Annotated in this window: 10 protein-coding genes; 4 read left to right on the top strand and 6 right to left on the bottom strand. The window is 58.9% G+C overall.

Annotated elements, in window-relative coordinates; translation table 11 throughout:
• Positions 1 to 253 precede the first annotated feature (253 nt).
• A complete protein-coding gene (locus HNR03_RS10950; RefSeq protein WP_259153401.1) occupies positions 254 to 1,378 on the bottom strand; it encodes an OpgC family protein in 1,125 nt (374 codons plus the stop codon).
• 249 nt (positions 1,379 to 1,627) lie between these two features.
• Here HNR03_RS10950 and HNR03_RS10945 point away from each other — a divergent pair, with 249 nt between their 5' ends.
• Both HNR03_RS10945 and HNR03_RS10940 read left to right on the top strand, forming a co-directional pair.
• Entirely contained in the window at positions 1,628 to 3,133 is a 1,506-nt protein-coding gene (locus HNR03_RS10945; RefSeq protein WP_259153400.1) for a glucosyltransferase domain-containing protein, read from the top strand.
• 132 nt (positions 3,134 to 3,265) lie between these two features.
• On the top strand, positions 3,266 to 3,637 hold the full coding sequence (locus HNR03_RS10940; RefSeq protein WP_259153399.1) for a GtrA family protein: 372 nt from the start codon (positions 3,266 to 3,268) through the stop codon (positions 3,635 to 3,637).
• A 53-nt stretch (positions 3,638 to 3,690) separates the two neighbouring features.
• Here HNR03_RS10940 and HNR03_RS10935 read toward each other — a convergent pair whose 3' ends face one another.
• On the bottom strand, positions 3,691 to 5,310 hold the full coding sequence (locus HNR03_RS10935) for an FMN-binding glutamate synthase family protein (protein ID WP_259153398.1): 1,620 nt from the start codon (positions 5,308 to 5,310) through the stop codon (positions 3,691 to 3,693).
• Positions 5,311 to 5,493: 183 nt separating this feature from the next.
• Positions 5,494 to 6,294, bottom strand: a complete 801-nt coding sequence (locus HNR03_RS10930; protein ID WP_259153397.1) for a LuxR C-terminal-related transcriptional regulator — start codon at positions 6,292 to 6,294, stop codon at positions 5,494 to 5,496.
• A 124-nt stretch (positions 6,295 to 6,418) separates the two neighbouring features.
• Here HNR03_RS10930 and HNR03_RS10925 point away from each other — a divergent pair, with 124 nt between their 5' ends.
• Both HNR03_RS10925 and HNR03_RS10920 read left to right on the top strand, forming a co-directional pair.
• Complete coding sequence (locus HNR03_RS10925; protein WP_259153396.1) at positions 6,419 to 7,240, top strand: carbon-nitrogen hydrolase family protein; 822 nt, start codon at positions 6,419 to 6,421, stop codon at positions 7,238 to 7,240.
• 223 nt (positions 7,241 to 7,463) lie between these two features.
• Positions 7,464 to 8,789 carry an APC family permease gene (locus HNR03_RS10920; RefSeq protein WP_259153395.1) on the top strand — a complete coding sequence of 442 codons (1,326 nt, stop codon included), beginning with the start codon at positions 7,464 to 7,466 and terminating at the stop codon, positions 8,787 to 8,789.
• A 125-nt stretch (positions 8,790 to 8,914) separates the two neighbouring features.
• Here HNR03_RS10920 and HNR03_RS10915 read toward each other — a convergent pair whose 3' ends face one another.
• Genes HNR03_RS10915 through HNR03_RS10905 form a run of 3 tightly spaced genes read right to left on the bottom strand, consistent with a single transcriptional unit; the run spans position 8,915 to position 13,082 of the window.
• The gene (locus tag HNR03_RS10915; protein ID WP_259153394.1) at positions 8,915 to 10,318 is read right to left on the bottom strand and encodes an ATP-binding protein; all 1,404 of its coding nucleotides are present in this window, start codon (positions 10,316 to 10,318) and stop codon (positions 8,915 to 8,917) included.
• Entirely contained in the window at positions 10,315 to 12,126 is a 1,812-nt protein-coding gene (locus tag HNR03_RS10910; protein ID WP_259153393.1) for a DAHL domain-containing protein, read from the bottom strand. Before HNR03_RS10910 ends, HNR03_RS10915 begins: the two co-directional genes overlap by 4 nt.
• Positions 12,123 to 13,082, bottom strand: a complete 960-nt coding sequence (locus HNR03_RS10905) for a cytochrome-c peroxidase (protein WP_259153392.1) — start codon at positions 13,080 to 13,082, stop codon at positions 12,123 to 12,125. The genes HNR03_RS10910 and HNR03_RS10905 overlap by 4 nt, the downstream gene beginning before the upstream one ends.
• Positions 13,083 to 13,113: the final 31 nt, after the last annotated feature.

Raw genomic sequence — 13,113 nt, 5'->3', positions numbered from 1 at the left:
GCGCAGTGGGCAACCCGGCATGGATGCCGGGTTAGCCGCCCCCGGCCATGGATGGCCGATGGCGGCGGGCCCACGGAGCAGGACCGGAGCGAGGGCATGCCGAGCCTTGGCGAGGCACCGAACGTCAGGGGCAAAGCGCTTTGGTTACTTTCGCGCTTTTCGAAAGTGACCCGCCGTCAGGGCGGAACCCTAAGCCGCCGTTACCACAAAAACGGATATGCCCCCAATCCCAACCCCCCAAAGCTTTTTCGTTTCAAACCGCAACAACATACGGCACCCGATTCAACCGCTTATTGAACTCCAGCCAAACCCCCAACAACCCCATCAACCCAGCCCCCACCAACGCAGTGAAAACCTGCATGGCAAAAGCATCATCAGCCATGGCATTGACCATATCCGCCAATGGCGCCAACAACACACCAAGGCAAAACACCTCCAGCGAATAACGCCCCATCCGACAGCATTGCTGCGCCAGCCAGTTTCGCGTCCAGCCCCTGTCCGGCAACAGCTTCGCCGCCACATACGCCAACGCCAGAAAATGCAAAAGCCGCACCGGCGACAGATCCGTCTTGCTGATCGGGTACAGCAGATTACTCAGACCGGCCGGCATCAGCGCATCGTGAATGTGCGGCCAACGCCACAAGACAGTAATCACCCCCGTCACCACCACATACACCGCCGCGCTGACAAACAACGGCCGGCGCAGCAACGGACGAGTGTCGACCTGCCGTGGCCGCTGCCCGTGAATCGCCGCGGCACCGCCGAGCACAAACAGCAACTGCCACGTGACCGGATTGAAATACCACACACCATCCTTGATCGCCGCCAGGTTCCAGCCAAATGACGGCGCCAGCAGGTACACCGTCAACGATACCGCGACCACCGCCCAAGCCTTGCGCACCAGCATCGGCAGCACCAGCGGCAACCCGGCCAGCAGCACGATGTACAGCGGCAACGGGTCCATCAGGTTGGGTTTGAAGCGCAGCAGCAACTCATCCGTCAACGCTTGCTGCGGGTTGGTGATGAAGTGATGCAGCCCCATTTCCTCGACCAGATCACGGGTTTCCACATGGCTGTTGGCGAAGAACACAATGCCCATCAGCATCGCCAGCAGGAAAATATGCACCACATACAACACCCAGGCGCGGCGCAGGATTTTCACGCAGGCAATCAGAAAACCGTCACGCGCAAGGATCTTGCCGTAAGCCAGGACGGCCGCATAACCGGCGAGAAACACGAAGATTTCCGCGGCATCGCTGAAGCCGAAATTGCGCAGGGTGATTTGACCCAGCGGGTTGTGGGGCACGTGATCCCAGAAAATGAAGATCAGCGCCAGGCCCCGGAAAAAGTCGATTCGGTGATCGCGTTCAGTCGTCATGGCGGCGGGCTCTTGAACGGGTTTGAAGTAGAAACGCTCGGCGCTGAAAAAGGTGGCGCGCCGCACATTGGCGGCGCGCAGGGTGCAGGGATTCGCCGGCAATTGCAAAGCGTGGATATTACGGAATGTCTCTGAACAACCTCGTGCGACAACCGCTTGTCTAAAAGCCGTACATACCTGCGATCTCCGACTAACGTCGGGGTTCAAAGCATTATCGATTGAAGGCGGAATTCCCCCAGAGGCGCCGGCATGAAGATCAGCGAATGGCTCGACAAAGAGCTCACCGGCCGTCAGGTCTGGCTGTTGTTTCTTTTTGCGACGCTGATTTACATCCTGCCGTTGATCCTCGCGGACTTCCCCTACATCGATGACAACTGGCGCGCCCTGGCCGCGGGCACAGGCTGGGCGGGCGAGGGGCGTCTGTTCGCGCAATGGTTCTACAACTTCCTGACGTTCAGCAGTGCTGCGCCGAATATCTTCCCGCTGCCCCTGTTGATCGTCACGCTGGCCATGAGTGCGGCGTTGGCCCGCCTCACGTTCCACTACTTCCCCGAACCGACGTTTGCCCATTGCCTGGTGGTGTTGCCACTTTGGTACAACCCGTTTTTTCTGCAGAACCTGTCGTATCAATACGACGGGCCGACGATGGCGCTGAGCGTTGTCGCGGTGATTTACGCGATCACCTATCGAAGCCCTTCCCCCGTCCGGCGTTGGGTCGTGCCGGCTGTGCTGATTGCGTTGGCCGCCGGTTTGTATCAGGTCAGTATCAATGTGTTTCTCGGGCTCTGTTGCCTGGAGTTGCTGCGCGGTGCCAACGACAAATTACCCTGGCCCGCGTGGCGCGCAATGATCGGCTGGAAAGTGGCGCAGACGGTGCTGGCCTGGTTGATCTATTACGCCACGGCCTATTCCTATATGACTCAGAACCGAACCGGTTTTTTGAACGGGGCGGCGGCACCGCTGCTGCAAATTGAAGAGAATGTGGGGCGGGTGCTGGAAAAAATCGTGCTGCTGTTTCATGGCGGGTTGGCCTGGGTGTTCGCCGGATTGTTGTTGTGCGCCATTGCCGGTGCATGGCGTGTGGGGCAGCACGTGATGGAGCGACCCGAGACTGGCCTGGAGAAAAGCGTGATCGGCCTGCTATGTCTTTTGCTTCTGCCCGTACTGATGTTGCTGGTGCCGGGTGCAACCTTGTTCTTCCGCGACTTCAACGAAGGCGCCCGAACGTTGATGGGCTTTGCTGTGGTGCTGGTGCTGCTGTTTTACCTCAGCCATCTGGCGCTTGCGCCGGCACACGGAAAACTGCCGCTGCTGTTGCTGGTTCCGTTGCTGGCAATTCTGTCGCTGTCCTTCGCATACGGACGGGTACTGACACAGCAAAAAACCTTCGCGACTCAGGCGCTGTTTGCCCTGAGTGCGGACATCGCCTCCCGCCCGGCATTGCGCCAAGCCAAGCGTATCTATATGTCGGTGACGTACTCCGACCACTGGCTGGTGTCAGCCGCCGGGGCGTTCAAGCAGATGCCGGTGTTGCACTATTTGTTGAACAACGACTTCTACATGCTCGCCGAGAACCTGCCGAAAACCGGCATCACAAACGTGGTCCGGGAAAACGAACGGCGCAATGCCACGCGGGTCGGCTACCTGGGTTATCCACCGCTGGTGGACACTCTGTTCTATCGCATTTATCTGCTGGGAGATTACGGCTTCATCGTCATGAAAGAGCCGGTTCCGGTTAAAGCGCTTGTGTGGTGAATGAATCGTCTGCATGACCGTTTGTCGGGATGGGAGCGCTATCTGTTATTTATGACAGTAGACGCCCACCGGCCCTGACTTTAGGTTTGAAACACCCCAGAAACAGAAACAGGAACAGGTCAAGGAACGGACATGAAAGATTTATGGAAAGCGTTTTCCACTTTTGCGGTAGTTGGCGTGGCCAATACGCTGATTCATTGGCAACTATTTTACGTACTCGTCACCGCGGCCCAACTCAGTCAGGCGGCCAGTAACCTGGCGGCGTTTTGCGTGGCGGCGTTGTTCTCTTTTTATGTGCATGCGCTGTACACGTTTGAAGACGGGGCGTCGGTACGTTGTTATCTGGCGTATGTCTGCTTTATGGGCGCCATGAGTTTCGTTGTTGGACATTTTGCCGATGTCTGGAAACTTCATGGTTGGGTGACTGTTGGATCGTTCTCGTTGTTGAGCCTGATCTGCGGGATGTTCTTTTCGAGGTTGATCCTGTTCAAGGAACAAGAATGAAGGGGTGTCGCTGATGCCAGCCCCACCCTTGAGGCTGGCATGCTGAACAAACGTTACGCAGCAACCAGCTCATTCGGCTCAAAACTATCCGCCCGCGCCATCTGCCACATTCGCGAGTAGAACTCGCCGTTCACTTCTCCGGTGAGCAATTCCCCCGGCTTCAAGAACACATGCAACTGCGAGAACAACTTGATCTCGGTCGCCGACATGCGTCGCACCAGATGCTTGGCCGACAACTGCGACGGGTGATCGAGCCCGGCCGCCGCGAGCATTTCCGCCAGGGCCTTGAGCGTGTTGCGGTGGAAGTTGAACACCCGCTGAGCCTTGTCCGGAACCACCAAAGCGCGCTGACGCAGGGTGTCCTGAGTGGCGACACCGGTCGGGCATTTGTTGGTGTGGCAGCTTTGTGACTGGATGCAGCCGATAGCGAACATGAAGCCGCGTGCGGAGTTGGCCCAGTCGGCGCCGATGGCCAGCACGCTGGCGATGTCGAAGGCGCTGACGATCTTGCCGCTGGCGCCCAGTTTGATTTTGTCCCGCAGGTTCAGGCCTACCAGCGTGTTGTGCACGAACAACAAGCCTTCGCGCATCGGTACGCCGATGTGGTCGGTGAATTCCACCGGGGCGGCGCCGGTGCCGCCTTCCTTGCCGTCGACCACGATGAAGTCCGGGAGGATGCCGGTTTCGAGCATGGCCTTGGCGATGCCCATGAACTCCCATGGGTGGCCGAGGCAGAACTTGAAGCCCACCGGTTTACCGCCGGACAGTTCACGCAATTGCTGGATGAAATGCATCAGTTCGATCGGCGTGGAAAACGCGCTGTGGCGCGACGGCGAGATGCAATCTTCGCCCATCATGATGCCGCGGGTTTCGGCGATTTCCTTGGTGACCTTGTGCTTGGGCAAGATGCCGCCGTGACCGGGTTTGGCCCCTTGCGACATCTTGATTTCGATCATCCGCACTTGCGGCGTCTGCGCCTGGGCGGCGAAGCGTTCCGGGTCGAAGCGTCCGTCTGCGGTGCGGCAGCCGAAATAGCCGCTGCCCAATTCCCAGGTCAGGTCGCCGCCATTTTCCCGGTGATAGGCGCTGATGCTGCCTTCACCCGTGTCGTGGGCGAAGTTGCCGAGTTTGGCGCCCTGGTTCAACGCGCGAATGGCGTTGGCGCTGAGCGAGCCGAAGCTCATCGCCGAGATGTTGAACACCGACGCCGAGTACGGCTGCGTGCACTGCGGTCCGCCGACGATGACCCGGAAGCTGCTCGGGTCGCTCAACGGTGCCGGGCGCATGGAGTGGCCGATGAATTCGAAACCTGATTGATAGACATCGATCAAGGTGCCGAACGGCTTGTCGGCGGTTTCATTTTTGGCTCGCGAATAGACCAGCGAGCGCTGGGACCGGGAGAAGGGCAGGGCGTCGCTGTCGGACTCGAGCAGGTACTGGCGGATTTCCGGGCGAATGCCCTCCACCAGATAGCGAATGTTGCCCAGGATCGGGTAGTTGCGGCGCACCGCGTGCGGGCTTTGCAGCAGGTCGAAAATGCCGATCAGGCTGAGCACTCCGGTGACGGCGGTGATCGGCCAGAGCCAGTCGTGTTGTAGAAAAGGCAGGCTGGCGAGGGTAAAGATCACGCAAGCGGCAAAGAAGGCGTAGCGGCTCAGGAGTGACAGGCTCATACGGTTTCCTTGGGTTCGGACTCGGTGGTGTGTAGTGCACAAGGTGGTAACAGATTCGAAGATCCCTGTGGGAGCGGGCTTGCCCGCGATTGCGCCTTGTCAGACAACAGATTTTTTTCTGAAAGGTCGCTATCGCGGGCAAGCCCGCTCCCACAGTAAAAGCGAAAGCACACCACTGCGCAGTCAGGCATTCTGCGCCTGGAGAAAAATCGAAAACAGCTCGGACTGGGATTTGATCCCCAGCTTGCTGTACATGTGTTTCTTATGGACTTTCACGGTTTCTACAGAGATTTCCAGCTTGCGGGCGATTTCTTTACTGGAGCAACCGCTGAGCATCAAACGGCCGACATCCAGCTCCCGCGCCGTCAATTGCGCGCCTTTGAGTTGCTGCACCGAAGCCTCCAGTTGCACCCGCCAGTCACCCTGCGGCGGGGTGGGCGCAAGGGCCACGACTTCGTTGATTTCGTAGGGCAGGCGTTGGCGCAACAGGCCGAGCACCCAAGGCTGGATCAGTGACAACAAGGCAATCTGCTGACCACTGAAACGCTGCTGGCTGCCCAATGACAGGCACAGCGTGCGGTCGCCTTCGAGTTGGCAATTGAACTGGATTTCATCGGCCACCACATTCAGACGAAAGTAGCGCTGGTAATACTCGGTCAGCTCGAAGTGCTCCGGCGCTACTTCCGACAAACGATAGAGACCGGTGCGCGATTGCTCGCGGCAGGCGATGTAGAACGGATCCAGCAAGTACAGGCCACGCAGGTAATCCTGGAAGAGTTGATCCGGGCTGCCGTCCAGTCCTGGGCATTCGGCGAACACTTGCGGGTGCTGGTCGGCGCTGAAAAGCAGGGCCACCCAACTGTCGAAGGTCACGTACTGATCCAGCAGGCGCACCAGTTGCGTCCAGAAATTGGGCTTGTCCAGCGCGTCGATCAGTTGTCCGACCGAGCGGTGCCAAGCGATGTCGTCTAACGAAAGTGTCATGCCTCTACCCCTATCGGGTTACCCCAGCGGCGTGATTCCCCGGCCCGCTGCTTGCTGCGCATACTGGCGCACAGACACAGACCGGGCAATCTTTCTGCCGCCCGGCCCATCACAAGGACTCCCCATGAAAGTCGAACTCGCCCAGTTGGCGGGCCGTGACAACGGCACTGCGTATAACCTCGAACGCGCCTTGGCGGCGATTGCAGCCTGCGCTGGCGACACACAACTGATCGTCTTCCCGGAAACCCACCTGATGGGCTTTCCTACTGCCGCAACCGTGGCGCAAACCGCCGAACCGCTCGACGGGCCGACCGTCAGCGCCATTGTGGCGGCTGCCCGCGAGCGCAACATCGCGGTGGTGATCGGTATGGCCGAGAACGACAACGGCCGTTTCTACAACACCACGCTGCTGATTACCCCCGAAGGCATCGCGCTGAAATACCGCAAGACGCACCTGTGGGCTTCGGATCGCGGCGTGTTCGAGGCCGGTGACCGTTACGCCACCTGCCAGTGGAACGGCGTGCGGGTCGGCCTGCTGATTTGCTACGACATTGAATTCCCGGAAACCGCCCGCGCCCTGGCGCAGCTGGGCGCCGAACTGCTGATCGTCACCAACGGCAACATGGACCCTTACGGCCCGACTCACCGCACCGCGATCATGGCCCGGGCCCAGGAAAACCAGGCGTTCGCGCTGATGGTCAACCGTGTGAAAGACAGCGACGACGGACTGGTATTTGCCGGTGGCAGTGCGCTGGTGGATCCGCTGGGCACGTTGCTGTTCGAAGCCGGACGGGAGGAGGGGCAGTTTGCGGTTGAACTGGATTTCAGCCAGTTGGAAGCGGCACGCAAGGACTATCGGTACCTGGATGATCAACGGCTGAAGTTGCCGGGGGAAATCGTCGAGCAGGCTTCTGGCGTGCGGGAGTTGCTGATTCCTACGCGCTGATCCAGACACTTTATCGGCTCGACTGCCGCCATCGCGAGCAAGCTCGCTCCCACAGGGGATCTCCAGTGGATACAAATCCAGTGTGGGAGCGAGCTTGCTCGCGATGAGGCCCGAATAGACAACACACCTGTTTGACCGATCACCCAAAACAACAACGAAACACCCGAAATTTAGCGCCGAACTCGGCTCTGCCATAAATCTAATAAATTCGGAGTAGTCGCTCATGGCTCGTTTGCAACGCACCCTGTCATTGGGTTCGGTGGTGCTGTTCGGCATTGCCTACATGACGCCGATCATTGTGCTCGGCACTTTTGGCATCCTCGCTCAATCCACCGCCGGCATGGTGCCGGCTGCATACCTCGCCGCGCTGGTGGCGATGTTTTTCACGGCCATGAGCTATGGCCGAATGGCGTCGGCGTTCCCCGTCGCCGGTTCGGCCTACAGTTATGTGCGCAAAGCGATCAGCCCCAAACTCGGCTTTATCGCCGGGTGGGCGGTGCTGCTCGATTACCTGTTCCTGCCGATGGCGATCTGGCTGATCGGTGCGGCCTACCTCAACTCCGCGTTCCCGGCCGTGCCGCAGTGGATCTGGGTGCTGGCGTTCATCGGCATCACCAGTGCGATCAATATCGTCGGCCTGAAACTGGCCAACGGCATCAACGCCTTGCTGATGCTGGTGCAGTTCCTGGTGCTGATCGCCTTCGTCGCGCTGTGCGTTCACTACGTCGGGGGCGATGCGAGCACGCCGTTGTGGTCGATCAAACCGTTCTTCAACGGCGACATGCAGATGCCGCTGATCATGAGCGGTGCGGCCATCGCCTGTTATTCGTTCCTTGGATTTGACGCGGTCAGCACCCTGACCGAAGAAACCCGCGACCCACGCCGCACCATCCCGCGGGCGATCATGCTGATTACCCTGATCGGCGGGCTGATCTTCGTCAGCGTCTCGTACTTCGTGCAGATCGCGCATCCCTCGTTCCAGTTCGACAACGTCGACTCGGCGGCTTATGAAATCGCCCGCAACATCGGGGGTGACCTGTTTGTGACGATATTCCTGATTGGCCTGATCGTCGGCCAGTTCGCGTCGGGCCTGTCGGCTCAGGCCAGTGGTTCGCGTCTGTTGTTCGCCATGGGCCGTGACGGTGTGCTGCCCAAGTCGTTCTTCGGCACGTTGCACGAACGCTTCGGCACCCCGGTCAACAGCATCCTGTTGTGCGCTGTGGTGGCGTTGCTGGCATTGAAACTGGACGTCACCACCTCGACCTCGTTCATCAACTTCGGCGCGTTCCTGGCGTTCAGCCTGGTGAACCTTTCAGTGATTTTTCATTACTGGATCGGCGGTGAAAAGAAGGGCCTGCGTGAATTCGTGCTGTTCCTGTTGTTCCCGTTCATTGGCCTGGCCGCCGATTTGTGGCTGATGGTCAGCCTCGATCATCTGGCGATTTACCTGGGCGTGAGCTGGCTGGCGATTGGCGTGGTGTACCTGGCGGTGTTGACCAGCGGTTTCCGTCGCCAGCCTCCGGAGATGGATTTCCAGGAAGCCACCTGACCCCTGGACCCTGCATAACCCTGTGGGAGCGGGCTTGCTCGCGAAGAGGCCGTGTCATTCACTATCAATAGCGATTGACACACCGCATTCGCGAGCAAGCCCGCTCCCACATTTTTGAATCGTGTTCAGGCGGGTTTTGTCTGGTGCACAGGCAACTCGACCCGGAACGTGCTCCCTGCGCCCACCTCGCTACGCACCGTGATATCGCCCCGGTGTTTTTTGACGATGCCATAGGACAGGGACAAACCCAGCCCCGTCCCCTGGCCCACCGGTTTGGTGGTGAAGAAGGGGTCGAATATTTTTTGCAGGGTCTCCGGGGCAATACCCGCGCCGGTATCTGCAACCTCGATCCAGACCTTTTGATCCTCAGCCCCGGTGCGCAGGGTAATGGTGCCCCGTTGCGGCCCCATTGCCTGAGACGCGTTGACGATCAGGTTCATGATCACCTGGTTGATTTGTGACGGCAGGCACTCGATGTCGGGCAACACCTGATATTCCTTCAGCACATCGGCCTTGTACTTGAGTTCATTGGCGACGATGTTCAGGGTCGATTCGATGCCCTGTTGCAGATTGGTCCACTGCCATTCCTGGTTCGAGTCCACGCGGGAGAAGTCCTTCAGGTCCTTGACGATCTGCCCGACGCGGTTGATGCCGTCCTTGGATTCCTTGATCAGTAACGGAATGTCCTCACGCAGAAACTCCAGCTCGACCTGTTCGCGTAACTGCCCAAGACGTTCGAGCACCTCGTTTGAGGCAATCGCCTCTTCGGCATCGCGATAGGCATCGAGCATGGCCTGCAGTTGCTTGAAGTAACCCTCGAGGCTGCCGAGGTTGGAGGAAATAAAGCCGATGGGGTTGTTGATTTCATGGGCGACGCCGGCCGCCAACTGACCCAGGGAGGCGAGTTTTTCCGATTGCACCAATTGCGATTCAAGCTGTTTGCGCTCGTCGATTTCTCGCTGCAACGCCACGCTGGCCTCTTTGAACTCGGCCGTGCGCAGGTTAACCAAGTGCTCCAGGTGGCTCATCTGCACAGAGGCCCGTTCGGTCATTTCCCACTTGGTCAGCAAGGTGTTGGCCATCTGCTGGACTTCGATGTTGTCGAAGGGTTTTTTCAGGATCAGCAAGCGGTCATGTGCGTGTAGACGCTCCAGCAGTTCATCCCAGGAATAGTCGGAATACGCGGTACACACCACCACTTGCAGGTGCGGGTCTTGTCGCCACAAATGTTCGATGGTCTGCGCGCCGTCCCAGCCTTCGGGCATGCGCATGTCAACGAAGGCGAGGGCGTACGGGCGGTTTTGCTGCAAGGCCAGGTTGAGAAGTTCCAGGCCTTCCTGGCCGCCGTAAGCCGAGTCCAGTTCGAACAGGGTACCCGCGGCTTTGACTTCGATGCCAAACAGCGCGGCTTCCATTTCGTCCAGTTCGACTTGCTGCACCGCCACCGGCGTGAGGATCTTGCGAAAGTCCTCGTGAATGGAAGGCGTGTCGTCGATCAGCAGAATGCGTCGGTTCGAAGGTTCGTTCATGCCTGCTCCGTAACGGTTTTCAGCGGGATCTGCAGGGTAAACAGTGCACCTTTTCCAGGCCCGTCGCTGTGCGCGCTGAGGTGGCCGTTCATCTCGATAGCCGCCAGGGCGCAACTGTGCAGACCGAAGCCGTGACCTTCCTTGCGGGTGGTAAAACCGTGAGCGAATATTCGCGTCATGTTTTCCGGCGCGATGCCTTCGCCATCATCCTTGACGCTGATCTGCAGGGTGGCGTCTTCAACGATTTTCACCCCCAGGGTCATTTTTCGCGGGCGATTGCTGAGGTCCGACATGGCGTATTTTGCGTTGCTGATCAGGTTGATCAGGATTAGCAGCAAACGGTGTTTGTCCCCCATGACCTGCGGCACGTCGTTGTACTCCTTGATCACTGTCACGTGGTGCCGGGTCAGGGCGCCGGAATTCATGCGCAGGGCATCTTCGAGCAACTCGCTGATGTGCAGCGGTTCCGTCAGGTTGTTGGCTCCGGCGTAGGACTGCTGGGTGGCGACAATGTCCTTGATGTGATCGACGCTCTTGGTCAGTTGGGCGAGTTCATCGGTCATGCTGTGTTGTTCGAGCGCAATGGCATCGACCAGTTGGTTCAGGTAGCCGGGCAGTAACTTGCCTTTCTCGTCCTGGGTCAGGAACGTGCCAAGGTCGCCAGGATGGGCGTTGATCAGCTGCATCGCCTTGCCCAGCCCTTGAGCCTTGCTGCTGCGCAGTTTGCGCGAGACCAGGTCGGCCGAGATGTTGACGCTGTTGAGCACGTTGCCGACGTTGTGCAACACATTGGTGGCGATCTCGGCCATGCCGGCCAGGCGTGCGGTATCGAGCAGTTCGCTCTGGGTATCCTTGAGCTCGCGGGTGCGTTCTTCGACCCGGTGTTCGAGGTCGTCATTGGCGGTTTGCAGGGCTTTGTTGACGCGGTTGATCACCGTGAAACTGCGCATCAAGTGAATCGCCATGTACACCAGCAACAACACCAACAGCACGGAAAACACCAGCATGTAGAAGTGGTAGCGCTGATCGATCGCATCGGCCTGCTGCTGATCCTTGTTCAGCAAGTCGGTGATATCGTCCAGCCGTTCGGCCACGGGAATGGCTTCGATGTTTTCCAGCAGGCGGTTGACCACTGGCTGTTCACGCAGGATCAGCGCGATGTGATTGCTGAGGATATCGATCGGCCGGTGGAACTGCTCCGGCAAGCGCAACTTGTTCACGCTCAGTTTGTTCAGGCCCACCAGGATGTCGGCGGCTTTGTCATCGGAGGTGACCTGGGCAAATTCAAGGCTGCTGAGCAGCAGGTCATAGGTGTCGGTGGCAATGTTTTGCAGCTGCAGTTTGTCGCCATCCAGCAACTGGGCAAGGGGTTGCTGAATGTCATCTTCGGCGGTCGGCAGGAACGCCAGGGAGTTGCGCAAGACGGCATTGTGCGATTTGAACTGCTCCACCAGCCGGGATTTTTCCTCGAAGGCGCCCAGATAGGCATCATGGCCGGCGCGCCAGACGGGCGAATCATTACGGCCGTGACTGGATTCCATCGTGTCGAACCGTGCCCACAACTGAGTCATCTCGGTCAGCGGCGTGACCAGCGGATCGTAGTTGTGGTTGGTGTCTATCCGCGCCTTGAGGATTTCCGTTTCCCATTGCGCGTTCAGCTGTTTGATCCGGGAAATCAGATACCGGGATTCGGTGTAGGTCGACGTCTGGTTCGAGCTGGACTTGAGGTACAGAAACAAAAGCGTCGAGGCCAGTAACAGCGCCGCGATGCCGAGGAGTGCCAGGCTGCTGCGATGGGACATTTTCATAAGGGTTTGCCTTCCCATTCACCGGTCAAGGTCTTGAGAAACTGGATGATCAGGCCCTTGTCGTCTGCGGACGGGACGCGTCCCAGCTGAAAGGTGAACATCACGTCCACGGCGTCCTCGAGGGTTTTGGCCGAGCCGTCGTGAAAGTACGGCGCAGTGACGGCGACGTTACGCAGGCTTGGGACCTTGAACACGTTGCGGTCCTCTTCGTCCTTGGTCACCAGATAGCGCCCCAGGTCGGTTTCGGTCGGGTTGCCGCGCGTCTTGAAGTAATCGCCCATCACGCCAAACTTCTGGAACATGTTGCCGCCGATGTTGACGCCTTGATGACAGGTAATGCAGCCGTAATCCTTGAAGCGTTGGTAACCGTATTTTTCTTCGGTGGTGAGAATGTCGGTATTGCCTTTCAGGTATTGGTCGAAACGCGAGTTGGCGCTGAGCAGCGTGCGCTCGTAGGTGGCCAGGGCATTTTGCACATTGAGCTCGGTCACTCCGTCCGGGTAGGCGTTGGCGAATGCACGGTGATACGCCGGATCGGCCGACAAGGTCTGCACCACGTGCTCCCAGTTGCTGCCCATCTCACTGGAACTTTGCACCACGGTGTGGACCTGGGTTTCGAGGGTGTCGGCGCGACCGTTCCAGAACTGGCGGAAGTTCAGGCTGGCGTTGAATACGCTGGGGGTGTTGATGGTCACTGGCTGGCCGTTGAAGCCAATGGAAAATGCCTTGTCATCGGCGCCACCGCTTTCCAGGTGATGACAGCTGGCGCAGGACAGGCTGTCGTTGACCGACAATCGGGGTTCGTTGAACAACTGGCGACCCAGTTCGACACGCTGCGGATCTTGTTGCGTAGCGGCCGGCAGCGGTTTGAGCGGTTCATTCAACGGCTCGCCGACCGCGCCCGCACTGAGCCCGAGCAAAGGCACCAGCAGCAGACAGTAGAAGAATGGCGACATCTTTTGATTCCTTGGCGGATGGCCGAAGCGT

Source organism: Pseudomonas sp. JAI111, assembly GCF_024809425.1.
Lineage (GTDB): Bacteria > Pseudomonadota > Gammaproteobacteria > Pseudomonadales > Pseudomonadaceae > Aquipseudomonas.
Note: the sequence above shows the minus strand (reverse complement) of the source record. Positions and strands in the feature narration are given on the sequence as shown.